The organism is Kitasatospora sp. NPDC059327 (genome assembly GCF_042752535.1).
GTDB lineage: Bacteria > Actinomycetota > Actinomycetes > Streptomycetales > Streptomycetaceae > Kitasatospora.
Genome location: NZ_JBHYYB010000009.1, coordinates 90824 through 115013, shown reverse-complemented (window position 1 = coordinate 115013; position 24190 = coordinate 90824). Strand labels below are relative to the sequence as shown.

Annotated in this window: 22 protein-coding genes; 11 read left to right on the top strand and 11 right to left on the bottom strand. The window is 75.5% G+C overall.

Features of this window, described 5'->3' with window-relative positions; all coding sequences use genetic code 11:
- Positions 1-25: 25 nt before the first annotated feature.
- The 4 genes from ACFXHB_RS08890 to ACFXHB_RS08875 all read right to left on the bottom strand — a co-directional run bounded on the left by ACFXHB_RS08890 (position 26) and on the right by ACFXHB_RS08875 (position 5221).
- Positions 26-784 (bottom strand): SOS response-associated peptidase, encoded by a 759-nt coding sequence (locus ACFXHB_RS08890; protein WP_380573158.1) that lies wholly within the window; start codon positions 782-784, stop codon positions 26-28.
- Between the two features lie 136 nt (positions 785-920).
- Positions 921-1535 carry a GNAT family N-acetyltransferase gene (locus ACFXHB_RS08885; protein WP_380573157.1) on the bottom strand — a complete coding sequence of 205 codons (615 nt, stop codon included), beginning with the start codon at positions 1533-1535 and terminating at the stop codon, positions 921-923.
- Positions 1536-1697: 162 nt separating this feature from the next.
- A complete protein-coding gene (locus ACFXHB_RS08880; RefSeq protein ID WP_380573155.1) occupies positions 1698-4448 on the bottom strand; it encodes an FtsX-like permease family protein in 2751 nt (916 codons plus the stop codon).
- Positions 4445-5221, bottom strand: a complete 777-nt coding sequence (locus tag ACFXHB_RS08875; protein ID WP_380573154.1) for an ABC transporter ATP-binding protein — start codon at positions 5219-5221, stop codon at positions 4445-4447. The genes ACFXHB_RS08880 and ACFXHB_RS08875 overlap by 4 nt, the downstream gene beginning before the upstream one ends.
- Positions 5222-5658: 437 nt before the next feature.
- Here ACFXHB_RS08875 and ACFXHB_RS08870 point away from each other — a divergent pair, with 437 nt between their 5' ends.
- Positions 5659-5913, top strand: a complete 255-nt coding sequence (locus ACFXHB_RS08870; RefSeq protein WP_380573153.1) for a hypothetical protein — start codon at positions 5659-5661, stop codon at positions 5911-5913.
- Positions 5914-5984: 71 nt separating this feature from the next.
- Entirely contained in the window at positions 5985-7400 is a 1416-nt protein-coding gene (gene lysA, locus ACFXHB_RS08865; RefSeq protein WP_380573152.1) for a diaminopimelate decarboxylase, read from the top strand.
- An 88-nt stretch (positions 7401-7488) separates the two neighbouring features.
- On the opposite strand, the gene ACFXHB_RS08860 is transcribed toward lysA, so the two are convergent.
- The 3 genes from ACFXHB_RS08860 to ACFXHB_RS08850 form a co-directional block, all read right to left on the bottom strand.
- The gene (locus ACFXHB_RS08860) at positions 7489-9135 is read right to left on the bottom strand and encodes an amidohydrolase (protein ID WP_380573151.1); all 1647 of its coding nucleotides are present in this window, start codon (positions 9133-9135) and stop codon (positions 7489-7491) included.
- The gene (locus ACFXHB_RS08855) at positions 9132-10649 is read right to left on the bottom strand and encodes an APC family permease (protein ID WP_380573149.1); all 1518 of its coding nucleotides are present in this window, start codon (positions 10647-10649) and stop codon (positions 9132-9134) included. The genes ACFXHB_RS08860 and ACFXHB_RS08855 overlap by 4 nt, the downstream gene beginning before the upstream one ends.
- Before the next feature lie 151 nt (positions 10650-10800).
- On the bottom strand, positions 10801-11709 hold the full coding sequence (locus ACFXHB_RS08850) for an Lrp/AsnC family transcriptional regulator (RefSeq protein ID WP_380573147.1): 909 nt from the start codon (positions 11707-11709) through the stop codon (positions 10801-10803).
- A 180-nt stretch (positions 11710-11889) separates the two neighbouring features.
- Here ACFXHB_RS08850 and ACFXHB_RS08845 point away from each other — a divergent pair, with 180 nt between their 5' ends.
- Positions 11890-12093, top strand: a complete 204-nt coding sequence (locus ACFXHB_RS08845) for a hypothetical protein (protein WP_380573146.1) — start codon at positions 11890-11892, stop codon at positions 12091-12093.
- Positions 12090-12557, top strand: a complete 468-nt coding sequence (locus tag ACFXHB_RS08840; protein WP_380573145.1) for an SsgA family sporulation/cell division regulator — start codon at positions 12090-12092, stop codon at positions 12555-12557. Before ACFXHB_RS08845 ends, ACFXHB_RS08840 begins: the two co-directional genes overlap by 4 nt.
- Before the next feature lie 194 nt (positions 12558-12751).
- Here ACFXHB_RS08840 and ACFXHB_RS08835 read toward each other — a convergent pair whose 3' ends face one another.
- Positions 12752-13162, bottom strand: coding sequence for a DUF5997 family protein (locus ACFXHB_RS08835; RefSeq protein WP_380573144.1), 411 nt, complete (start codon positions 13160-13162; stop codon positions 12752-12754).
- 57 nt (positions 13163-13219) lie between these two features.
- Here ACFXHB_RS08835 and ACFXHB_RS08830 point away from each other — a divergent pair, with 57 nt between their 5' ends.
- Positions 13220-14062 carry a LysR family substrate-binding domain-containing protein gene (locus tag ACFXHB_RS08830; protein WP_380573143.1) on the top strand — a complete coding sequence of 281 codons (843 nt, stop codon included), beginning with the start codon at positions 13220-13222 and terminating at the stop codon, positions 14060-14062.
- A 71-nt stretch (positions 14063-14133) separates the two neighbouring features.
- Here the strand turns inward: ACFXHB_RS08830 and ACFXHB_RS08825 are convergent, their stop codons facing one another.
- Positions 14134-15081: a hypothetical protein gene (locus tag ACFXHB_RS08825; RefSeq protein WP_380573142.1), complete on the bottom strand. Its 948-nt coding sequence runs from the start codon at positions 15079-15081 to the stop codon at positions 14134-14136.
- 232 nt (positions 15082-15313) lie between these two features.
- On the opposite strand from ACFXHB_RS08825, the gene ACFXHB_RS08820 reads away from it, so the two are divergent.
- From ACFXHB_RS08820 to ACFXHB_RS08810, 3 genes are all read left to right on the top strand, one after another.
- Positions 15314-15586 carry a heavy-metal-associated domain-containing protein gene (locus tag ACFXHB_RS08820; protein ID WP_380573141.1) on the top strand — a complete coding sequence of 91 codons (273 nt, stop codon included), beginning with the start codon at positions 15314-15316 and terminating at the stop codon, positions 15584-15586.
- Positions 15587-15704: 118 nt separating this feature from the next.
- Entirely contained in the window at positions 15705-17963 is a 2259-nt protein-coding gene (locus ACFXHB_RS08815; protein ID WP_380573139.1) for a heavy metal translocating P-type ATPase, read from the top strand.
- A gap of 358 nt (positions 17964-18321) precedes the next feature.
- Positions 18322-19056, top strand: coding sequence for a Mut7-C RNAse domain-containing protein (locus ACFXHB_RS08810; RefSeq protein ID WP_380573137.1), 735 nt, complete (start codon positions 18322-18324; stop codon positions 19054-19056).
- 163 nt (positions 19057-19219) lie between these two features.
- Here the strand turns inward: ACFXHB_RS08810 and ACFXHB_RS08805 are convergent, their stop codons facing one another.
- A complete protein-coding gene (locus ACFXHB_RS08805; protein WP_380573136.1) occupies positions 19220-19915 on the bottom strand; it encodes a type 1 glutamine amidotransferase domain-containing protein in 696 nt (231 codons plus the stop codon).
- A 292-nt stretch (positions 19916-20207) separates the two neighbouring features.
- Between ACFXHB_RS08805 and ACFXHB_RS08800 the strand changes: the two genes are divergently transcribed.
- Both ACFXHB_RS08800 and paaK read left to right on the top strand, forming a co-directional pair.
- Positions 20208-21086, top strand: a complete 879-nt coding sequence (locus ACFXHB_RS08800; protein ID WP_380573217.1) for a LysR family transcriptional regulator — start codon at positions 20208-20210, stop codon at positions 21084-21086.
- Between the two features lie 197 nt (positions 21087-21283).
- Positions 21284-22630 (top strand): phenylacetate--CoA ligase PaaK, encoded by a 1347-nt coding sequence (gene paaK / locus ACFXHB_RS08795; RefSeq protein WP_380573135.1) that lies wholly within the window; start codon positions 21284-21286, stop codon positions 22628-22630.
- A gap of 57 nt (positions 22631-22687) precedes the next feature.
- Here paaK and ACFXHB_RS08790 read toward each other — a convergent pair whose 3' ends face one another.
- A complete protein-coding gene (locus ACFXHB_RS08790) occupies positions 22688-23566 on the bottom strand; it encodes a nuclease (protein WP_380573134.1) in 879 nt (292 codons plus the stop codon).
- Positions 23567-23740: 174 nt separating this feature from the next.
- Here ACFXHB_RS08790 and ACFXHB_RS08785 point away from each other — a divergent pair, with 174 nt between their 5' ends.
- On the top strand, positions 23741-24169 hold the full coding sequence (locus ACFXHB_RS08785; protein WP_380573133.1) for an ArsR/SmtB family transcription factor: 429 nt from the start codon (positions 23741-23743) through the stop codon (positions 24167-24169).
- Positions 24170-24190: the final 21 nt, after the last annotated feature.

The following is a 24190-nucleotide window of genomic DNA, read 5'->3' as shown; positions in this document are numbered from 1 at the left end:
GCAGGGGCCGGGTGGGGAGGCCCGGTCAGCCCGGTCCGTCGCCGTGCCCCACCGGGTCCGGCACGGCCGCCAGCAGCTCGGCGCCGTTGTTGCGGACGCTGTTGACGGCGGTGGAGACCGGCCGCACCGCGAGTTCGTCGCCGGCCGGTGTGTGGAGGAGCCGCCGCAGCCCCACCGGGTCGGTGTGTTCGGGGTCGAGCCAGGCGTCGAGGTCGGCCGGGCCGATGGTGAGCGGCATCCGGTCGTGGACCCGGCCGGCCGCGTCGGTGGCGTCGGTGGTGATGATCGTCGCCGTGGTGAGCCAGGCCGCCGGGTCGTCCTCGGGCAGCGAGCGGTCGCGCCAGAACTCGTACAGCCCGGCCATCAGCAGCGGGCCGCCGGCCCGGGGGTGGAGGAAGTACGGCTGCTTGTAGGCCTTCCGGCCGTCGGCGGCGGCCACCGGCACCCACTCGTAGTAGCCGTCGGCCGGCAGGACGCAGCGGCGCTTGGCGAAGGCGGAGCGGAAGGCGGGCTTCTCGTGCACCGTCTCGGACCGGGCGTTGATCAGCCGGGCCCCGCCGGCCGGGTCCTTCGACCAGGAGGGCACCAGCCCCCACCGCATCGGGCGCAGCCGGCGGGCGAGTTCGCCCGTTTCGTGGTCGACCCGTTCCAGCACCGTCCAGACCGGGTCCGTGGGGGCCACGTTCCAGCTCGGCGCGAGGGTCTCGGCCGGGGGCGGGCCGGCCGCGCCGAGCAGGCCGAGCAGGTCCTGGGGCGTGGTGGTGGAGACGAAGCGGCCGCACATGGGCGCCACTCTGCCACCACCGGACGGGTCCGGCCACAGCCCCGGGCCCGGCCGGAGCCGGGGCCCGGAGTCCTGGGGAAGGCGCTCGGGGGAGGTGTCGGGGGCCGGGGGGGGGCCCCCGACACCGGAGGCCGGCTCAGGGACGGGCCGGGCGCCACATGGTGGAGACGACGTGCCCGGAGGGGACGGTGACCCGGTCGAGTTCGTGGAAGCCCGCCCGGGCGTAGCGCTCGTTGTTGGCGGGGTTGCAGGACTCCAGGTACGCGGCGGCGCCGAGGGCGTCGACGCGGGCGAGGTTCTCGGCGAGCAGTCCCATGCCGAGGCCCTGGCCGCGGTGGTCGCCGTGGGTGGCGAGCAGGCTCAGGAAGAAGTGCGGTTCGGTTCTCGGGTGGGCCGCGTCCAGCACGTCGAAGATTTCGAGCAGGCCGTCGGCGGTGGCCCGGTCGGTGATGCCGACCAGGAACTCCTCGAAGGTCTCCTGCTCCCGCGGGCTGAGGTCGGTGCCGCCGGGCGGGATCCAGAGCGCGGCGGACTCGACGTTCGGTGTCACCAGCGTCCAGGGGTAGCGGAGCGCCGAGGTGGCGAACAGCCGCCACATCGCGGACGCCTGGGCCGCGCGCCGCTCGCGGTCGGGGAACGGCGGGCCCCAGAGCGGGTCGTCGAAGAAGGCGGTCGTCAGCGTGGCGACGATCGCGTCGACGTCGGCGGGCGTCGCCGTGCGGGCGGTCACGGGTGGGGTCGGTCGGTTCACTGCGCCACCTTCGGAAGGCCGGGAGAGGGTGATCGTCAGCGTACGACGCGGCCGGGTCGGCCGGGCGGGGTCGGGCGGGGTCGGGCGGCCCCGGGGGTGGGCGCACGACGGGCGCCGTCCCCCCGCGGCGTGCGGGGAGACGGCGCCCGGGGCACCGCGGACTCAGCCGAGCCGGCGGGTGAGCGGGGTGTCGGAGCGGGTGAACAGGACCGCCAGCAGCCCGGCGACCAGCGGGACGGCCAGGGTGGTGAGCGCGATGTCCGCCCAGGGCACGACGATCGGGTCGGTGGCCCCGGGGTAGTCGACGGCGCGGGCCTTGAGCAGGGCGACCGCCGGGACGAACCCGTTGACGGTGCCGAGGGCGGCGCCCAGGACGGCGATCAGCGCGCACTGGATGCCGGAGAGGCTCCGGCGGATCCCCGGCGGCGCTCCGACGGCCGCGAGCGTCGCCTGGTCGCGTCGGGAGTCGGCGGCGGCGAGGCCGGTGGCGATGCAGGCGGCGCCGAGGACGACCAGCGCGGCGAAGCCGGTGAGGGCGAGCGTCGGCAGATCGCTCTTCGAGCTGAACCCGCGTTCCACGTCGAACGAGGCGGTCGGCAGGATCAGGTCGGCGGTGGCCTCGGCGCGCTGGGTCGCCTTGCGGTCCGGCGCGGTGGCCGGCAGCCAGACCGAGCCGGTGGGCTTCACGGTCAGGTGCAGGTCCGTGACCGTCCGGGGGCTGACCACGGCGGCCCCGTACCGGGCGGCGGCCGGGTTGTCGACCAGGACGGCGTCGACGGCGATCTCGCGGACCTCCTGGGTCGGGTTGACACCCGGCTGCGGAGGAGCGGTGAAGCCGCCGGTCAGCTGGAGCAGCACCTTGTCGCCGCTGAGCTGGGCGCGGTCGAAGACCACCGCCTTGCCCGCCGCCAGGGCCTGTTCGGCGGCCGCGTCACGGACGGCGAAGGCGTTGCGCAGGGCGACCGCGTCGCCGACCACCAGGGGGCGCGGCCCGCGGCCCAGGCCGTCCTTGACGGTGACGTTGCTGGAGCACTCGGCACACCAGGAGTAGACCGCGGCGCCGAGATCGGCGCGCTCGCCGAGGTCCGGGAGGTCCTGCTCGATCGCCGCGCGCAGCCGGGGGAGCTGGGGGGAGTCGGTGAGCACGCCGAGCGAGACGGAGTTGACCGGGCTGTGCGGCCGGTAGGCGGCCGCGTCCCGGGCGTCGCTGCTGGCGGTGTAGAGGCCGACGGCCACCGAGCCGGCGACGGCGGCCATCACGGCCGCGATCGCGGGGGCGGTGCGGCCGCGGTGGCGGGCCGAGTCGCGCAGGGCGAGCCGGCCGCCGAGCGGCAGGAAGCGGGCGAGCCGGCCGCAGAGGGCGATCAGCAGCGGGGTGAGGGCGAGCAGGCCCAGCTCGGCGACGGCCGATCCCGCGAGCACCATCAGGGTCTGCGCGTCCAGGCCGGCGAAGACCGGCAGACCGCGGCCGGTGCCGTCGTCGGTGCCCACCGCGAGCAGCGCGGTGGCCGCGCCGGCGACGAAGAGCACCAGGCCGGCGGCGGTGGTCCAGCGGCTCGGCGGCTTGACGGTGTCGCGGCCGGTGAGGCCCGCGGCGACGCTCTGCCGGGCGGCCTGCAGGGCGGGCAGCGCGGCGGCGAGCAGGGCGGTGACGACACCGACGAGGGCGATCGCAAGCAGGTCCGGCGCTTCGAGGCCGAAATGGCCGAACCGGGTGCCGGCGGTCTCCTCGATCCACGGGCGGAGGGCGGCCACCAGGCCGGTGCCGAGGACCACGCCGGCGACCGCGCCGACCGTGCCGAGGACCACGCCCGAGCCGAGGACGACGGCCGCGATGTGGCCCCGGTCGCCACCGCTCGCCCCGACCAGCGCGAGCTGCCGGCGGGAGCGGCGGGCGCCGACCGCGAAGGCGGGCCCGGCGAGCAGGGCGACCTCCAGCAGGGCCATCCCCGCGACGGTGGCCACCACGACGGTGCTGCCGGAGCGCAGCGCGCCGCCGGAGTCGAACCGCAGCGGGGCATGGCTGTGGTACGGCACCTGTGAATCGGCGGGCGGGTCGAGTGCCACCGCGCGCGAGGTCGCGCTGAAGCCGTAGCGGTTCAGCTCCTTGACGCTCTCCCAGCCGAGGGCCTTTTCGCCCGGCAGCCGGAGCAGCCAGGCCGGCTTGCCCGGCGTGGACCGCTCGCCCGCCCCGGTCGGGGGCTTGGCGGCGGCCGGCGCGGCCGCGACGAGCTGGGCGAGGACCTCGCCGGGGCGGCCGACGATCTCGACCTTGGCGAGGTCGCCGGGGTGCTCGACGACCCCGGTCACCCGGAACGGCGTCTTCTCCAGCCCCTTGAGGGTGGTGGTGTCGCCCAGGCGCAGGCCGGACTCGGTGAGGAACTCCCGGGTGACGGCCGCCTCGTGCGGAGCGCTCGGGGCGCGGCCCTCGACCAGGTTCAGCCGGCCCTTCCAGACCGGATCGGTCAGGTCGGCCTCGGCGGTCGCGGTCCGCAGCAGGCCGTTGGGCGAGCCGGCGCTGGCGTTGAGCCCGGAGGCGGCCGGCAGCAGGGTGGCGCCGGGCAGCAGCTCCCGCAGCAGGGCGGCCGGGTCGGCGCCGGTGCTGCGGGTCTGCTCCGCGGTGGGTGCCTGGCCGGGCCGGACACCGAGCGCGAGCGTGCCGTCCTCGGCGAAGGGGAGCTGTTCGACCGTGCTGCCCGGCTCGTAGGCGGTGACGAGCGCGTCGGCTCCGCCGAGCAGCCGTTCGACCCGCTCCGCCGGGGCGAGTTGGCCGCTGCGGTAGACGATGTCGGCACCGGCCACGCCGAGCACGGGCAGCGAGATCATGGCGATGACGAGGGCGCTGCGGCCCTTGGCGCGCAGGGCGTCTCGGCGGGCGATCCGCAGGGCGACCTTCAGGGGTCCGAGCTTCATCCGGTGGCCTCCGTCCGGTTCCCGTGGCGGGCGGCCATCGTGTGCAGGCTCGCGGCGTCGCGGCCGAAGCCCTCGTCGACGATCAGCCCGTCGCGGAGGAAGACGACGCGGTCGGCCCAGGTGGCGTGCCGGGGTTCGTGGGTGACCATCATCGCGGCGGCGCCGGCGTCGCAGCGGGCGCGCAGCACGGCGAGGACGGCCTCGCCGTTGGCGGAGTCGAGGGCGCCGGTGGGTTCGTCGGCGAGGACGAGGCGGCGCTCCCCGATCAGCGCGCGGGCGATGGCGACGCGCTGCTGCTGGCCCCCGGACATGTCGTCGGGGAAGCGGTCGGCGAGCTCGGGGATGCCGAGCTCCTCCAGCGCGGCCCGGGCCTCACGGCGGGTCACCTTGGCCGGGGCGCCGTCGAGTTCGCGCGGCAGCGCGATGTTCTCGGCGGCGGTGAGGGCCGGCACCAGGTTGTAGTCCTGGAACACGTACCCGATCGAGTGCCGCCGCGCCGCGGCCAGCTTCTTGCGGCTGAGCCCGCCGAGTGCGACCCCCTCGACCAGGACCTGGCCGGTGGTCGGGGCGTCCAGGCCGCCGGCGAGCGCCAGCAGGGTCGACTTGCCGGACCCGGACGGGCCCATCACGGCGACGAACTCGCCGGCCCGCACCTTGAGGTCCACCCCGCGCAGCGCGTGCACCTCGGTCGCGCCCCGGCCGTGCACCCGGGTGACGTTGTCCAGGTGCAGCACCGGTTCGGTACCGCGCCTGGACGGACTGGTCTGGAACATGGGTCCCCCTTGTTGAGAGATCGGGCGTCGGGAAGCCCTCGGACGGCGGGGCGGGAAGCCTCCGGGCCGGGCCGGGCTTGCATACCCCGTATGTATATCGCACCTGCCGAGGAAAAGTATATGCAGGTTGACGACATATCTTGTCCAGCGGGTGGTTCGCGGCCCGTCGAGCCGGCTGTCGGGGCCTGCCGGAGCGCCGTCCGGGCCTGCCGGACCCGCCGTCCGGGCCGCGCTCGCGCTCCCCGGCGGGCGGCCGCCGCCGCGCAGAGCCGCCGGCCCCACCCGTTCGCCGCGGTGGACGTCAGGAACCCGTCAAGGAGGGCCCGTCGCGCGTAGGCCCCGCGTCAAGGCCGGCCGCGGCCGGGGCGGACCGGGGCTCCACTGGAGTCGCGGGCCCCGCACCGGAGCCCGCGGCCACTCCGGAAGGAACGTTCGCCATGAGCGACACCCAGGCCCGCTTCGCCGTCACCGCCGTCACCGCCGCAGGGCGGCTCGCCGCCGTCGGGCCCGACGGCGTACCGCCGCGCCGCCGCCCCGCGCCGGTCGCGGCCCTCCGGCCGATCGCCGCGTTCCGGCCGGCGGACGCCCTCCGACCGGAGGAGGACGAGGACGCTGACGAGCCGTCCACCGCCGCCGGGTCCTCGCGCGGCCGGTCGGCGCACTGCCGGATCGCCCTGCACTACCTCGACTGACGCCGCCCGCGCCGGGCCCGACACCCCCGGCGCGCCGACCCTCCCGACCTCCCCCGCAGGAGCAGCCCGCCATGACGAAGCAGTCCGCCACCCCGACCGCCGTCCTCCCCACCCCCGCCCGCCGCGCCGACCCCGCGCCGGCCGCCGGGCCCGGCCCCGCACCGGACGGGCTCCCCGGGACCGCCGCGCCGCTCGGCGCTCCCTGGCCGGCCTCGGCGCACGCCGCCCCCGGCGGGGACCTGCTGGTGGGCGGGGTCGGCCTGGCCGAGGCCGCCGACCGGTTCGGCACACCGCTGTACCTCCTGGACGAGGACGAGGTACGGGCCCGTGCCCGCGCCTACCGGCAGGCCCTGCCGCAGGCCGACGTGCTCTACGCGGCCAAGGCGTTCCTCTGCGGCGCGATGGCCGACTGGGTCGCCGAGGAGGGCCTGGGGCTGGACGTCTGCTCGTCCGGCGAACTCTGGCTGGCCGCCTCCGCCGGGTTCCCCACGCAGCGGATCGTGCTGCACGGGAACGCCAAGACGCCGGAGGAGCTGCGGCTCGCGCGGCGGCTGCGGGTCGGCCGGATCGTCATCGACGGGCCGGGGGAGATCGCCCGGCTGGCGGCCCTGGTGGCGGCGGACACGCCGCAGCGGGTGCTGGTCCGGGTCGTCCCGGGCATCGCGGCCGGCCACCACGAGGCGGTGCGCACGGGCGTCGGCGGCCAGAAGTTCGGCTTCCCGATCGCCGGCGGGGACGCGGCCGACGCGATCGCCCGGGTGCTGGCCCAGCCCGGGCTCGACCTGGTCGGCCTGCACTGCCACCTGGGCTCGCAGATCACCGAGGTGGAGCCCTACCTCGCCGCCGTGGACACCGTGGTGGCCTTCCTCGCCGAGCTGCGCGACCGGCACGGCGTCGAGCTGCCCGAACTGGACCTCGGCGGCGGCCACGGCATCCGTTACCTGCCCGGGGACGACGCCTTCGACCTCGCCGGCTTCGCCGCCCGGGTGCCGCAGCGGCTCGCGGCCCGCTGCGCCGAGGCCGGGCTCGCGGTGCCGCGCCTCGTGGTCGAGCCGGGCCGGGCCGTCGTCGGGCCGGCCGGGGTGGCGGTCTACCGGGTGCTGTCCGTGAAGCACGGCGCGGACGGCCGGGTCTTCGCCGCCGTCGACGGCGGCATGAGCGACAACCCGCGGCCCGCGCTCTACGGGTCCCCGTACACCGTGCGGCTGGTCGGCCGGCACTCCGACGCCCCGCCGGCCCGGACGGACGTGGTCGGCCGGCACTGCGAGGCCGGCGACGTGCTGGTCCGGGGTGCCGGCCTCCCGGCCGACCTGCGGGCCGGGGACCTGCTGGCCGTCCCGGCCGCCGGCGCCTACCAGTTCTCGATGGCCTCCGGCTACAACCTGGTCGGGCGCCCGGCCGTCGCCGCCGTCCGGGACGGCCGGGCGCGGCTGTTGATCCGCCGTGAGACCGTCGAGGACTTCCGCGCCCGCGAGGTCGGCCGCTGACCGTGCCCCGGTTCGTGCCCCCGGTTCGTTCCCCCGGCCGGGACCGGGAGACGGGACCGGGAGCCGGGACCGGGGGCACGGCAGGCGGTCACGAGGCCCGGTGCACGACCTCCCCGTCGACCACGCTCAGCTCGACGCGGGCCTCCAGGATCGCCTTCGGGTCGAGGGCGAACAGGTCGTCGGAGAGCAGCACCAGGTCGGCGAGCTTGCCGGGCGTGAGCGACCCGAGCCGGTCGTCCAGGAAGTTGGCGTGGGCGCTGCCGAGCGTGTACCCGCGCAGCGCGGTGGCCAGCGACACGGTCTCCTCGGCCATCCACGGGTCGCCGCCGGCCAGGCCCCGGCGGGTGACGGCGGTGTAGAGGCCGACCAGCGGGTCCATCTCGGCGACGTTCCAGTCGCTGGAGAAGGCCAGCGTGGCCCCGGCCTCCTGGAGGCTGCGCATCGGCCAGGCCTTGGACCAGCGACCCTCGCCGACCGCCTCGGCCCAGTCCTTGCCGGGGCCGGCGATGTCGGGGGAGCAGTGCCGGGGCTGCATGCAGGCGACCACGCCGAGTTCGGCGAAGCGCGGCACGTCGGCCGGGTCGAGGCACTCGACGTGGACGACCTGGTGCCGGGCGTCGCGCGGGCCGTTGACCCGGCGGGCGTGCTCGACGGCGTCCAGCACGGTGCGGATGCCGCGGTCCCCGGTCGCGTGCACGAAGGCCTGGAAGCCGGCCGCGTCGAGCGCCGTCAGCAGCTCGGCGAACTCCTCGGCGGGGTAGAAGGTCTCGCCGCGGTGGCTGTGGTGGCCCGCGTAGGGCTCCAGCAGCGCGGCGGTGTGCGGCTCCACCACGTCGTCGATGTACAGCTTCAGCGGGCCGACCCGGAACCGGTCGCCGTTGTGGCGGCGGGCGGCCGCCGCGAACTCGACGAGGTCCGCCGCGGTGGTCCCGCGCGGGTGGAACAGCGCGGCGACCAGCCGGGAGCGCAGCCGGCCCTCGGCGATGGCCCGCTCGAACAGGGCGAGGTCGTCCAGGGAGTTCTGCGGTTCGACGACGGTGGTGATGCCGTAGCTGGCGGCCATGTCGAGGCTGGCGGCGAGCCGCCCGTACTGCCGGTCGGGGTCGGCCCACGGCACGCCGGCGGCGCGCAGCGCGCGGTGTCCGTCGCGGGAGAGGCCGCGCACCGCGAAGTCGGTGAGGAAGCCGGTGGGCTCGCCGGTGGCCGGGTCCTTGCGGACGGTGCCGAAGGCGAGTTCGCGGGTGTCGGCGGTGATGCCCAGGCGGCGCAGCGCGGCGGTGTTGAGCCAGGCGGTGTGCACGTCGTAGCTGAGGACGAGGGCGGGGTGGTCGCCGGTGTACGGGTCGAGATCGGCGGCGGTGGGCATCCGGCCGCCCGGGACGGCGGAGTAGTCGAAGGCCTCGGCCTCGATCCAGTCGGCGTCGGGGTTGCGCTCCAGCCACGCGCCGATCCGGCGGCCTATCTCGGGCAGGTCGGTGGCGCCGGCGAGTTGGACGCAGGCGGCGTCGGAACCGAGCCGGACGTGGTTGTGGCTGTCGACGAAGCCGGGCACCAGCAGGCGGCCGCGGCCGTCGACGACCTCCGTGGCGGGGCCGGCCAGGGCGCGCCAGTCGTCGCCGTCGCCGACGTGGACGATTCGGCCGTCGCGGACGGCGACCGCCTCGGCGCGCGGGCGGCGGTCGTCCACGGTGTGGACGTGGGCGTTGTGGACGATCAGGTCGGCGGGGCGGTTCACGAGTTCTCCGAGGCGGTGGCGGCGGGGGTGCGGTCGGCGGTGGTGGCGGGCCCGTCCGCGTCGCTGCGCGGGGCGTCGGCCCGGTCGGCCCGGTCGGGCCGCTCGACCCGGTCAGGCTGGTCGGCCTGGTCGGCCGGGAGGCTGAGCACCCAGTGGGTCGCGCTGCGCGGGCGCAGGTAGAGGAACCAGTACAGGACGCCGACGAGCAGCACCGCGAGGGTGATCAGCAGGTCCCGCCCGGCCTGGCGGGTGAGCGCGTAGCCGAGCACGACGGTGGTGAGCAGGGGAGCGACGGGCCAGAGCGGCATCCGCCAGGCGGCGGTGTCCCGGTGGCGGCCGCGTCGGGCGAGCAGCGCGGCGACCCCGAGCAGCAGGTAGATCACGGCGACGACGACGCCGGTGAAGCCGAGCAGCGCGTCGATCGGCACGGTCAGGGCCAGGACGGCGCCGGGCGCGCCGATCGCGAGCGTGGCGACCCACGGCGAGCCCCAGCGCGGGTGCAGCGTGCCGAGCGCCCGGTTGACCGGGTCGGGCCAGGTGCGGTCGCGGGCGGAGGCGTACAGCACCCGGCCGTTCTGGATCACCATGACGATGACGGCGTTGAGGATGGCGGCGGCGATGCAGAGGCTGACGAAGGTGCCCACCGTGCTGCCGGCCCAGGAGTCGACGATGGCGACCAGGTCGCCGGCGGCCAGCCGGTCCGGCGAGTCGACGCCGAGGCAGATCGCCACCACCGGGACGGTGATCACCACGACCCCGGCCAGCAGCGACCAGAGCACCGTACGGGCGACCGAGCGGCGCGGGTCGCGCAGGTCCTCGGACAGGTAGACGGCGGTGCCGAAGCCGTTGTAGGTGAACATCGCCACGGCGAGCCCGGAGACCAGCAGTCCGAGGGTGAACGGTGAGGTGCCGCCCTGCCCGTCCGGGACGACGGCGTGCACCAGCGAGGACAGCGGCTGGTGGACGTGGGTGAAGCCGAGCACCGCGACGATCCCGGCGGCGAGCACTTCGAGCCCGAGGAAGACGCCGGTGATCAGCGCGTTGGACTTGATGTCCAGGACGCCGACCGCGACGGCCAGCGCCATCACGACGGCGCCGGCGACCGCCGGGTCCAGCGAGAGCACCGAGCCGAGGTAGCCGGCGGTGCCGAGCGCGATGATCGGCGGGATGACCAGCAGCGAGACGATCGAGATCATGAAGACCAGCCAGCCGGCCAGCCGGCCGAGCACCTGGCCGACGATCGAGTACTCGCCGCCGGCGCTGGGCACCAGGGTGCCGAGTTCGGCGTAGCAGAGGCCGACGCCCAGCGAGAGCACGGCGGCGATCAGCAGGCTGAGCACGGCACCGCTGCCCTGCGACATCAGCAGCGGGGGCACCACGATGAACAGCGACGAGGCCGGGGTGACGCAGGACAGGGTGAGCAGGACCCCGCCGAAGACGCCCAGGGAACGGGGGAGCGCCTCGACCGCGGGCTGGGGGGAGCCGGCGGGCTGTGGGGGAGGGGAAGAGACCATCGGGGGACCGGACTCTCTCACGGGGAAGGTGTCCGACCATTGAAAGGTGGGTGAAAAGAAAGCGTCAAGGCCTTTCGGCTGTCATTTCGCTCAATGAATTGCCATCGCCCTGCGAATCATGCGCCATTCGTTAACTGGGGCTATCAAATGCCTACTCGATGGGCAGATCGTAGGTGTAGGACTCCTTGACGATGTCGAGGTGCACCCAGGACTCGGAGCGGGTCACGCCGGGCAGCGCCCGCACCGCCTCCAGTCCGTTCAGCAGCGCCGGACGGTCCGGGGCGTCCAGTCCGCAGACGAGATCGAAGCGGCCGTAGCCGGCGGCCACGTAGTTGACGCCGGGCAGCGCGGCGGCCGCCTCCGCGACCTCCCGCACCGGTCCGTGCACCCCGAGCCCCACCCCGGCGGCCTCCCGGACACCCAGCGCGCGGGACTCCACCAGGCCGGTGACGTGCACCGCGCCGACCTCCAGCAGGCGCAACACCCTTGCCCGGGTGGCGGGTTGGGAGAGGCCGATCCGATCCGCCAGTGCCGCGAAGCTGGCCCGCCCGTCGGCCTGGAGCAGCCCGAGCAGCCGCCGGTCGGTCGCGTCCAGGGTGGGCAGCCCGCCCGTCCGGACGTCCGGGGCGGCCTGCGCGTAGGCGTCCCGGACCAGCTCGGTGCAGCGGAACACCTCGACGCCGCGCACCCCCGGCACCGCCCGCAGCGCGGCGAACTCGCGCTCCAGCGCGGCGTCGTCGGCCACCCTGAACTCGGCCAGCACGCTCCGCGGACCGGCGGTGCAGGAGACGAAGCTGGCCGCCCGCCGTCCGGCGGCCGCCGTCGCCACCGGCCGGGCGGGGCCGGCGACGTCCAGGGAGACATGGGCGACGGTGGTGATCCCGGCGACGGCGGGGGGCACGATGCCGACGATCCGCACCTCACCCCGGGTCAGCAGCCGCTGCACCCGGGCCCGCGCGGCCTCCCGGGAGATCTCCAGCAGCTCGGCGAGCCGCTGGTAGCTGACGCGGCCGTCGCGCTGGAGTTCGGCTACGAGGGCGGCGTCCGTGGTGTCGAGCACGAGGGGCTCCCGGGGCGGCGGGGTGGCTGGTCCCGGCAATCTATCCGGCCCCCGCCGGGCCGAGGACGAGCGGGTCGGCCGGGGCCGGGCGGGCGGGCGCGCGGTGCCCCGCGCCGGTGGCGGGCGCGAGTCCGCCGTCGGTGGAGGGTTACCGCAGGTGGAGCGCGTCGTTGTCCAGGCATGAGAAATGACCGCCAGGCCTTCGTCCTCGCAGGCGAAGAAACGATTCCTCATGAGCAGGCTCCGATCTTCACGCACCTTGTCGCGCTCTGGATCGGTTACGGGCGCACCGTGCCCGGCCAGGTCGACCACGAGTGGCACCGGCTGGTGCAGCCGCCCCGGTTCCTCCCGCCCGTCCACGGCGCCGCGGGGCAGCCGGAATGACCGGCCGGGAGACGCCACAGGTCCCCCCGCAGCGCTCCGGCGCTCCGGTGACGGCCCTGGACCTCGACCTGCGCGCGCTCGTCTGCCCCGGCCTGAGCGTCCGCGTGAAGGCCCGCCTGCGCTACGAGGCGGCCGAGCCCTACGCGGTCTACCTGGACAGCCACGTCGACCGGGCCGAGCCGATCACCTGGATGTTCGCGCGGGAGCTGCTGACGGCGGGCTTGACGCGGGCGGTGGGCATCGGCGACGTGTCGATCCGGCCGGGTACCGGTGAGGACGCGGGCAGTGTCCTGGTCCTGCTCGGCGGGGACGAGGGAAGCGTCGTGCTCCGGGCCCGGACCGCCGAGGTCAGGTCCTTCCTCGCACGCGCCGACCGCCTCGTTCCGCCGGGCCGTGAGCACGAGTACGTCGACCTGGACGGGCTGGTGCGCCGCCTGCTCGACCACGGGCGGCCCTGGTCGTGACCGGCGCGGCGAACCGGCGGGGCGGCACGACGAGCCGCTGGGCACGACGAACCGGTGGTCGCGGCGAACCGACGGGGGCGGCACCGGCCGGGGCCCGTCGGCCCCGCTCCCCGGTCCGAGGGGGCGGGCAGGCCGGGCTCACCCGCCCGCACTCCGGCTCGCGGCCCCCGGCGACCGGAGGGGCCGGGCGGGGGTCAGCGGGTCTTGGCGGGCGGGGTCGCGGCCTGCTGCGCGTTCTTCTCCTTGATCCGCACGGCCTCCTTGCGGACCTCGGCCTGGACGGTGCGCTCGCGCTCCAGCCAGGTGGGGTTCTCCGTCTTCAGGGCCTCGATCTGCTCGGTGGTGAGCGCCTCGGTGACGCCGCCGCGGGCCAGGCCCGAAACGGAGACGCCGAGCTTGGTCGCGACGACCGGACGGGGGTGCGGGCCGTTGCGCCGCAGGTCCTGGAGCCACTGGGGCGGGTCGGCCTGCAGCGTGTTGAACTCCTCGCGGGAGATCACGCCCTCCTGGAACTCGGCGGGGGCGGCGTTGAGGTAGATGCCCAGCTTCTTGGCGGCGGTGGCCGGCTTCATGGTCTGGGTCGTCTTCGACTTGAGCGATGTCATGGTCACTAGGGTAAGCGAGTGAGTGGCGGCCCCGATCACGGTCGGTAGCCTTGCAGCGTGACAGAGATGCAGGCGAACCCCTCGTTCCGGCTGGTATACGTTCCGGGCGTGACACCCGGTAAGTGGGTGCGCGTCTGGCAGGAGCGGCTGCCCGATGTGCCGCTCAGCCTGGTCGCGGTGGCGGTGGAGGAGGGCGCGCGGACGCTGGTGGCCGACGAGGCCGACGCCGGGCTGGTCCGGCTCCCGGTGGACCGGGACAGCCTCAGCGCGATCCCGCTCTACACCGAGAGCACGGTGGTCGTCTTCCCGAAGGACCACTGGCTGGCGGCGGCCGAGGAGGTGCCCGTCGCGGACCTCGCCGAAGAGGTCGTCTTCCACCCGCTGGACGACACCCTGGGCTGGGAGGACCTGCCCGGCCGCCCCGCGATCGAGCGCCCGGCCACCACGGCCGACGCGATCGAACTGGTGGCCGCGGGCGTCGGTGTCCTCCTCGTCCCGCAGTCGCTCGCCCGGCTGCACCACCGCCGGGACCTCACCTTCCGGCCGGTGCCGGACGCACCGCAGTCGCAGGTCGCCCTGGCCTGGCAGCTGGACCGGACGACCGACCTGATCGAGGAGTTCATCGGGATCGTCCGCGGGCGGACGGTGAACAGCTCGCGCGGCCGGGGCCAGACGGCTCCCGCGGCGGACCAGTCGAAGCAGAAGCCCGGTGCGGCGGGCGGCCGCCCGCGCGCCGGCTCCGGCAAGGCGGCGGCCGGTGGCAAGGCCGGTGCCGGCAAGGCGGGGGCCGGCGGCCGGTCGGGGGGCGGAAAGTCCGGCGGTGGCAAGCCGGGCGCGGGTCGGGCGGGTGCGGGCAAGGCCGGCGCCGCCCGCAAGGGCCGCCCCCGCCGTTCGTCCTGAGCCCTCGCGGTCCCGGCCGTGCCCGAGTCGGCACCGGCCGGGGCGGGTGGCCGTCCGCTGGGGGCGGCCGGTCAGTGCCGGTGGCCGTCCGGAGCCGGGGCCGGCGGCGCGATGGCGGTGGCGGTGCTCGCGGGGAGGGTGAAGGCCGCGGTGTGGACGGTGTCCTGGTGGCGGAAGTCGAGGAAGAGCCGGTAGTCGCCCACGCTGGGCGCCGTGCCGGTGAAGGTGAGGTCCGGGCCGGGGGCGGTGCTGTCCGGGTGGACGTGGAGCTGGGCGAGGTCGCCGGCCCGCAGGGCGACCAGGTGGCCGTAGGCGCCGAGGTAGGGCTGGAGGTCGGTGACGGGCCGGCCGTCCTCGGCCACCGTGAGGGTGAGCCGGCCCGGGCGGCCGGGGGTGAGTTCCCCGCCCAGGGTGACGGTGTAGCCGTCCACGGTGACGGTGCGCCCGGTCTCCGGCAGGGGCGCGGGGCGCAGGTCGCCGGCGGCGTGCAGGTCGGCGCCGAGGGTGAGCGCCTCGGTGGAGCCGGCCGGGGTGAACTCGGCGAGGACCCGGTACTCACCCGCGGCCGGTAGCGCCGCCGAGGTGCTCCAGGTGCCGTCGGCGGCGCGGCCGGGGTGCAGGTGCTGGAAGGTCGAGAGGTCGCGCGGGGCGATCATCAGATGCAGCTCCTTCTCGTGCGCCGGGAGGTAGTCGGTGACCGGTCGGCCGTCCGGGCCGAGGACGCGCAGCCGCAGGTCGGCCGGGGCGCCGGCGGTGACGAACGGGGTGTCCAGGCCGAGGGTGTAGCCGCGTTCGGAGATCTGGAGGCCGCCGGGCAGCCGGTCGGTGTCCGGGGCGGGCGCGACCCCGGGGGTGTCCCGCGCGGCGGGGGCGCCGTGGGGAGCGGGGGCGCCGTGCGCGGTGGCCGCGGCGGGCCGCGGGGCCGGGGCGTCTCCGGCGGCCCGGCCGACGCCGTAGGCGGCACCGAACGCGGTGGTGAGGCCGGCGGTGAAGGCGGCGATCTTCAGTGCGGTGTTCATGGCGGAACTCCTTCGGGCCCGTGGGGGTGGGGGTGCGCCGGATGGTCGGGCACCCGCCGGCCGGCGTCCCGGGGGCGGGAGCCGCGTCCCGAGTGAATACCCCCCTGGGGTATGAAGTCAAGGCATTCAAGGGTTGCGTCGGATACCCCCCATGGGTATTAATGGAGTCACGCCGAACGGATACCCCCCATGGGTATCTGGGCGAGATCGTCGGACACCACCGGAGGAAACCATGTCCTGCTGCTCCACCACCGGCACCTGCTCCACCACCGCCGTCGCCGAGCCGGCCGCCGCGGTGACCGCGGTCTACGCCGTCGCCGGGATGACCTGCGGCCACTGCGAGCGGTCCGTCGCCAAGGCGGTCGCGACCGTGGTCGGTGTCACCGCCGTCCGCGTGGACGTCGAAGCCGGCCTGGTCACCGTCGAGGCCGAGGCCGAGCCGGACGAGGAGGCCCTGCGCGCCGCGATCGACGAGGCGGGCTACGAACTGGCCGGCCGCGTCTGACGGGCGCCGCCCGGTCCGCCCCGGAGTCCGGGGCCCGCGCCACTCCCGCACAACCCCCCTGGGGGTATCCGGACCCCGGACCCGCCCCACCCCGACCCACGACTCACGAGGAGCCCAGATGACCACCCAGGCACCCGCCTCCACCGAGGTGGAACTCCAGATCGGCGGCATGACCTGCGCCTCGTGCGCCGCCCGGATCGAGAAGAAGCTCAACCGGATGGAGGGCGTCGAGGCCACCGTCAACTACGCCACCGAGAAGGCCAGGCTCGTCGTGGCGGACGGTGTCGAGGTCGCCGACCTGATCGCCACCGTCGAGGCCACCGGCTACACCGCCGCCCTGCCCCGGCCGGTCGCCACCGCGCCGGCCGACGCCGCGGACGGCTCCGACGGCGCCCCCGGGGCGGACGCACTCGCCCCGCTGCGGCAGCGCCTGTTCACCGCGCTCGCGCTGGCCGTGCCGGTGATCGCGATGGCGATGGTGCCGGCGCTGCAGTTCGACAACTGGCAGTGGCTCTCGCTGACCCTGGCCGCGCCCGTCGTCACCTACGCGGCCTGGCCGTTCCACCGGGCCGCCTGGACCAACCTGCGGCACGGCGCCGCGACCATGGACACCCTGGTCTCGGTCGGCACCGGCGCCGCGTTCCTCTGGTCGCTCTGGGCCCTCTTCTTCGGCCACGCCGGTATGCCGGGCATGCGGCACGGCTTCGAGTTCACCATCGCGCGCGGTGACGGCTCCGCCAACATCTACCTGGAGGCCGCGGCCGGCGTCACCGCGTTCATCCTGGCCGGCCGCTACTTCGAGGCGCGCTCCAAGCGCACCGCCGGCGCCGCGCTGAAGGCGCTGCTGGAGCTCGGGGCCAAGGACGTCACCGTGCTGCGGGGCGGCGTCGAGGTCCGCGTCCCGACCGCCGAACTGGCGGTGGGCGACCTCTTCGTGGTCCGCCCGGGCGAGAAGATCGCCACCGACGGGACGGTCGAGCAGGGCTCCTCGGCGGTGGACGCCTCGATGCTGACCGGCGAGTCCGTCCCGGTCGAGGTCGCGGTCGGCGACAGCGTCACCGGCGCCACCGTCAACGCCGGCGGCCGACTGGTGGTCCGCGCCACCCGGGTCGGCGGCGACACCCAGCTCGCCCGGATGGCCAAGCTGGTCGAGGACGCCCAGAACGGCAAGGCCGCCGCCCAGCGACTGGCCGACCGGATCTCCGCCGTCTTCGTCCCGGTCGTGATCACCCTGGCGGTCGCCACCCTCGGCTACTGGATCGGCACCGGCGAGGGGTGGACCGCCGCGTTCACGGCCGCGGTCGCGGTGCTGATCATCGCCTGCCCGTGCGCCCTGGGCCTGGCCACCCCGACCGCGTTGATGGTCGGCACCGGCCGGGGCGCGCAGCTCGGCATCCTGATCAAGGGCCCGGAGGTCCTGGAGTCGACCCGCCGGGTGGACACCGTCGTCCTCGACAAGACCGGCACCGTCACCACCGGCCGGATGACCCTGCTCGCCGTCCACACCGCCGAGGGCGTCACCGAGACCGAGGCCCTGCGCCTGGCCGGCGCCCTGGAACACGCCTCCGAGCACCCGATCGCCCGGGCCGTCGCCACCGCCGCGGCCCAGCGGGTGGGCGATCCGCCCGCCGTGGAGGACTTCGAGAACGTCCCGGGCCTCGGCGTCCAGGGCGTGGTGGACGGGCACGCCGTCCTGGTCGGCCGCGAGCAGCTGCTCGCCGACTGGTCGCAGTACCTGCCGGAGGGGCTCGCCGAGGCCAAGCGCGCCGCCGAGGGGGCCGGGCGGACCGCCGTCGCGGTCGGCTGGGACGGCGCGGCGCGCGCCGTGCTGGAGGTCGCCGACGCCGTCAAGCCGACCAGCGCCGAGGCCATCGCCCGGCTGCGCTCCCTCGGACTCACCCCGATGCTGCTCACCGGCGACAACGCCGCCGTGGCCGCGACCGTGGCCGCCGAGGTCGGCATCGGGCCGCAGGACGTGATCGCCGAGGTACTGCCGCGGGACAAGGTCGCCACCGTACGGCGGCTCCAGGCCGAGGGCCGGGTCGTGGCCATGGTCGGCGACGGCGTCAACGACGCCGCCGCCCTCGCCCAGGCCGACCTCGGACTCGCCATGGGCACCGGCACCGACGCCGCCATCGAGGCCGGCGACCTCACCCTCGTCCGCGGCGACCTGCTCGCCGCCGCCGACGCCATTCGGCTCTCCCGCCGCACCCTGGCCACCATCAAGGGCAACCTCTTCTGGGCCTTCGGCTACAACGTCGCCGCCCTGCCCCTGGCCGCCGCCGGACTCCTCAACCCCATGATCGCGGGCGCCGCGATGGCCTTCTCCTCCGTCTTCGTGGTGGGCAACAGCCTCCGGCTGCGGACCTTCCGCTGATGCGGCGCCCGCCACCGGCGACCTGGCCGCTCCCCGTCCGACAGGGTGGGGAGCGGCCAGGTCCAGTCCGGGGCCCGGGCCCCGGGTCGCCGGCTCCGGCGGGTGCGGCCGAGGGCGATCCGCCGCGCGGGACGAACCGCTCCGAGGGACCGCCGCCCCCCTCGCCCGTGCCGGCCGTCACCCGGCTCCCGTCACCCGGCTCCCGGCGGAGCGTCGGGCCCGGGCGCCGGACGGTTCGTCGACCGCCGGGCTGCCCGCCCAGAAGTCCGGCCACAAGTCCCGCCGGGCCGGTCGGCGAGGCCTCGCGAGCACCGAAAAGTGCTGGCCGCGGCGGCCCGGCCGCTGGCATGCTGGCCAAGTGGAGAGACCGGAGATCTGGCTGAGCTTCGCCCCCGACCTGCACGTCTTCCTCGCCGCCGGGCGGCGGTCGGAACGGATCGCCCTGCGGACCGACGGGGTCGCGACCCTCGGACACGTGGTGGAGTCGCTCGGCGTTCCGCTGACCGAGGTCGGCACCCTGCTCGCGGACGGGCGGCAGGTGGGCGGCTCCCACGTGCCCGCGGCCGGGGAGCTGATCTCGGTGCGGGCGGTGCGCAGACCGCAACCGTCCGCCGAGCCGCCGCGGTTCCTGCTCGACGTCCACCTCGGGACGCTCGCGCGCCGGCTGCGGCTGCTGGGCATCGACGCTGCCTACGAGAACCCGGACATCGGCGACGCCGCGCTCGCCGCGCGCTCGGCCGCCGAGCGGCGGGTGCTGCTCTCGCGCGACCGCGGGCTGCTGCGGCGCCGCGAACTCTGGGCGGGCGCCTACGTCTACAGCCACCGGCCCGCCGAGCAACTGCGGGACGTCCTGTCGCGTTTCGCGCCCCCGCTCGCCCCCTGGAGCCGCTGCACGACCTGCAACGGGACGCTGCGCGATGTCGCCAAGACCTCGGTGCGGGACCAGCTCCGGGACGGTACCGAGCGGTCGTACGACGCGTTCGCGCAGTGCGTCGACTGTGGGCAGGCCTATTGGCGGGGTGCCCACCACGCCAGCCTGGAGGCGATCGTGGCCGATGCCGTCCGCGAGTTCGGCTCGCCGGTGGTCGCCTGATCGGTGTCGGGCCCGTGCGGGCGCCCGCCGGCGCGGGTGCTCACGCGGGCCCGGCGGACGGCGTCGTCCAGGCCGCGGACGGACCGGTGGACCGCCGACCGGGCACGGCCCCCGGCGCCGGCGTGGCGGAGGGCCCCGTCGGGCCGGTCGGCGGCCCCGACGGTCAGGACAGCTTCTTGACCAGCTCGGCGGCGAGCGGGGCGGCGGAGGCCGGGTTCTGGCCGGTGACCAGGTTGCGGTCGACGACCACCTTCGGGGCCCACGGCTCGCCCTCCTGGAAGTCCGTGCCGGCCGCGACCAGACGGTCCTGGATCAGCCACTTCGCCTTGTCGGCGAGGCCGGCCTGGATCTCCTCGGCGTTGGTGAAGCCGGTCAGCCGGTAGCCGGCGAAGGCGTTGGTCCCGTCCGGCAGGGTGGCGGCCAGCAGCGCGGCGGGCGCGTGGCAGACCACGCCGAGCGGCTTCCCGGAGGCCAGGGCGTCGACCAGCAGCCGGCCGGAGACGGGGTCGACGGCGAGGTCCTCCATCGGACCGTGGCCACCCGGGTAGAAGACGGCGTCGTAGTCGGCGAGGTCCACGTCCTCCAGTCGCACCGGGTGCCGGAGTTCGGTGAAGGCCTCCAGTCCGGCCGCGATCTTCGCGGCGCCCTCCTCGCCGCCGTTGGCCTCGGGGGCCAGGCTGCCCTTGTCGACGGCCGGGACGACCCCGCCCGGGGTGGCGACGGTGACGGTGTGGCCGGCGGCCTCGAACACCTGGTAGGGGGCGACGGCCTCCTCGGCCCAGTAGCCGGTGGGGTGCTGGGTGCCGTCGGCGAGCGTCCAGTAGGTGGCACCGGTGACGACGAAGAGGATCTTCGACATGCGGGGGCTCTTCTCTGCGGGCGGGCCGGACGGGCCCGGAGATTCGGTCTGACGCCCTGGAGGCACTGACGTCCCGGTCCGGACCGTCAGTTCGGCGATGGGTCCGACGATAGGCGGGCCGTCCCATCGGTCACCAATGGCAGATCCGATCGATGCCATAGGCATTCCAATGGGTGGTGGGGAATAGGCTTGCCGGGTGAACCGCCCCGACGCCGAGCGGCCGGCCCAGCCCCCGGCCGTACCGCAGCCCCCGCCTCCCGGGCCGCCGCCGGCCGCGCCCGCCGACCTCAACCTGCTGCGGACCTTCCTGGCCGTGCACCGGGCCGGGTCGTTCACGGCCGCCGCCCAGGTGCTGGGCCTCTCCCAGCCCACGGTGACCACCCAGATCCGGGCGCTGGAGCGCCAGGGCGGGCGCGAGCTGTTCGAACGCCTGCCGCGCGGGGTGGCCCCGACGCCGGTCGCGGAGGAGCTGGCCGCCCGGATCGCCGGGCCGCTCGACGCGCTCGCCGCCGCCACCGGTGCGGGGATCGGCCCCGAGGCCGGCACGGAACCGGTTCACCTGGCCGGTCCGGCCGAACTGCTCAGCACGCTCGTGCTGCCCGCGCTCGCTCCGCTGGTCGCCGACGGCGTGCGGCTCCGGGTGACCGCGGGCCTGACCGACCAACTGCTGGAGGAGCTGCGCGCCGGCCGTCACGACCTGGTCATCGCGACCACCAGGCCGCGCGGGCGGACCTTGTCGGCCGTGCCGCTGGGCGACGAGGAGTTCGTGCTGGTCGCCGCGCCGGTCTGGGCCGAGCGTGTGCGCGGGCGGCTCGCGGCCGAGGGCCCGGCCGCCCTGCACGAGGTGCCGCTGGTGGCGTACGCCGAGGACCTGCCGATCGTCCGCCGCTACTGGCGCCATGTGTTCGGCCGCCGTCTCACCTGCCGGGCCGCCCTCACCGTGCCCGATCTGCGCGGGGTCGTGGCCGCGGTGGCCGCCGGGGCGGGCTTCGCCGTGGTGCCGCGCTACCTGTGCGCGGACCGGCTGGCCGACGGCGGCCTCGTCCTGCTGGACGACCCCGAGGACCCGCCGATCAACACCGGCTATCTCGTCCAACGCCCCGGCGCGGACCTGAGCGGGCCGTCGGCCCGGGTCCGGGACCGGCTGCTGGCGGCCGCCCGGACCTGGTGACGGTCCCGCCCCGGGACGTCGGGCGGCACGGGCCCCGGCCCCGCACCGGCCCCCGACCCCGCACCCGCCCCGCACCGGCCCCCGACCAGGGGTGCGTCCCTTGACAGGTGGTTCGGCTGCTGGATTACTTGGCCTGTCGAACACTGACCGAATGATCGGTTGGTGCCTGGGGGGCGGGGACGGCGGACGGAGACACCATGAGCGCTGGAGCGACCGAACCGGCCCCCTCGGGTGCGCGCCGGGGGGAGCCGCTCCCGGCCCGGCTGCTCGACGCCGGGGAGCGGTTGACCGCCGAGGAACTGGCGGAGCACCAGCTGACGCACCTCCGGGCCACCCTGCGTCACGCGTACGACCACGTCGAGCTCTACCGACGGAAGTTCGACGCGGCCGGGGTGCTCCCCGAGGACTGCCGGACCCTCGCCGACCTGGCCCGGTTCCCCTTCACCACCAAGGCCGACCTGCGGGAGAGCTACCCCTTCGGGATGTTCGCCGTCCCGGTGGAGGAGGTCCGGCGGCTCCACGCGTCCAGCGGCACCACCGGGCGGCCCACCGTGGTCGGGTACACCGAGCACGACCTCTCGGTCTGGGCCGATGTGGTGGCCCGCTCCATCCGGGCGGCCGGTGGCCGGCGCGGCCACAAGGTGCACGTCGCCTACGGGTACGGGCTGTTCACCGGTGGCCTGGGCGCGCACTACGGTGCCGAGCGGGCGGGCTGCACGGTGATTCCCGCCTCGGGCGGCATGACGGCCCGGCAGGTGCAGATCATCCGGGACTTCCGGCCCGAGATCATCATGGTCACCCCCTCCTACCTGCTCACCCTGCTCGACGAGTTCGAGAAGCAGGGCGTCGATCCGCGCGGTACCTCGCTGCGGGTCGGGATCTTCGGCGCCGAGCCCTGGACGGAGGCGATGCGCCGGGAGATCGAGGAGCGGATGGACATCCACGCCGTCGACATCTACGGCCTCTCCGAGGTGATGGGCCCGGGCGTGGCCCAGGAGTGCGTGGAGACCAAGGACGGGCTGCACATCTGGGAGGACCACTTCTACCCGGAGGTGGTGGACCCGCTCACCGACCGGGTGCTGCCCGAGGGGGAGAGCGGTGAGATCGTGTTCACCTCCCTCACCAAGGAGGCGCTGCCGGTCGTCCGGTACCGCACCGGCGACCTCACCCGTCTGCTGCCCGGGACCGCCCGGCCCGCCTTCCGACGGATGGCCAAGGTCACCGGCCGCTGTGACGACATGATCATCCTGCGGGGGGTGAACGTCTTCCCGACCCAGATCGAGGAGATCCTGCTCCGCGCCCCCGCGGTGGCACCGCACTTCCAGCTCCACCTCACCCGCCGGGGCCGGCTGGACCACCTGGCGGTCCGGGTCGAGGCCCGCCCGGACGCCGCCCCCGAGCAGCGGGCGGCCGCCGCGTCGGCGATCGCCAAGGGCGTGAAGGACGGGGTCGGCGTCACCGTGGAGGTCGAGGTGGTGGACCCGTACACGCTGGAGCGCTCGGTGGGCAAGATCCGCCGGGTGGTGGACCTGCGGGACCGGTGAACGGGGCCGCGGCCGCCGGGGCGCCCCGCACGGGAGGGCGCCGTCGGGGGCCGGTGGTCACTTCTCCACGAGCACGATGTCCTCGATCTTCCGGGTCATCCTGATCGTGTCGCCGTTGATCTCGACGACGTGCTGGAGGCCGGTGACGGAGGTGGTCTGCTCGGGGAGGAAGAACTCCTCGGCCTCGCCGGCCAGGTAGGCGGGGAAGCAGCCGAGCGAGGGCCCGAAGAGGCGGATGTAGTCGGCGAGGCGGCGGAACAGCTTCGGCAGGATCACCTGGTGGTCGGTGATCGAGGTCAGGTCCTCGATCACCGCGCCGTCGGTGGTGACGTCGTGCGCCCACACGCTGCCCGGCGCCTTCGCCGCCCGGGCCTGCTGGGAGGTGGCGGTCATGTCGTGGCGCAGGACCTCGGGGAGGCTGGTGTAGAAGGTCGGGTAGACCAGGCCGAGCGAGAGCAGGTGGTGGTTGGCGGTCTGGTGCAGCAGGTCCGGGGTGACCTCGGTCCGCCGGCCGTTCGGGACGTCGGCCGGCAGGGCGCCCCGGCCGACCAGGGCGATACACCGGCCGAAGACGTCGGCGCCGTCGGCGAGGACGAAACCGGGGACGGTCTCCGGGGTCGAGCCGGTGACCTTGCCGTCCGCGCCCCGGACGACGTCGCTGAAGCCGAGCCAGGAGATCAGCTCGTCGCGGGCGCCGCTCGCTCCCAGGTCCATCGGCTGGTGGACGGCCTCGGTGGCGACCCCCGAGTAGTGGGTCTCCAGCGCGTCGATGCCCTCCATGCGGATCTTGCCGCCGCCGCGGCTGTTCCGTCCGACCCGGTGCTTGCCGGGCACGTCGCACCAGAAGCCAGGATCCTGCGGCAGGAAGTGCACGGTGTCGCCGTCGGGGTCACTGTCGATGAGCCGGTACGTTCCCTTGATCGCGAGCATGGGCATGGGGTGCTCCGGAGGATGAGGGGCGGGGGCCACTCATTGTTGCTCCGTGCTCGAACCGGTCCGCCGACCGGCGGTGCCGCATTCGGGTGCCGCGGTGGGTGCGGGGGTGCGGCGGGGGCGCGCGGCCGCACGACCGCGCCGTGCGTGAACGGGTGAGCCCTCTACGATGTGGCCATGAGCGGCAGCCTTCGGCTATCAGGTGCACATCGGTCGCAGCAGCCGGGCGGACAGCAGCGGCCGTCCGGTGAGCAACGGCCGTCCGGCGATGCGCGGCCGGGGAACGACGCGCAGCCGGGCAGCGACGAGCGGCTGGAGACGGCGGCCGCCGTCCTCGCGCTGCTCGCCGACCGCACCCGGCTCGCGCTGCTGCGGCGCCTGGGCGAGGGCGAGGCCGATGTGACCACGCTGACCGAGGCGTGCGGTGCGGCGCGCCCGTCGGTCAGCCAGCATCTGGGCAAGCTCCGGCTGGCGGGGCTGGTCACCACCCGCAAGGACGGCCGGCGGGTGGTCTACGCCCTGCGGCAGGGCCATCTGCGCCGGCTGGTCGACGAGGCGCTCAACGTGGCCGACCACCAGCTCGGCGGGTTGCCGCCGCACGACTGAGCCCGCTGGGGGCGCCCCGAC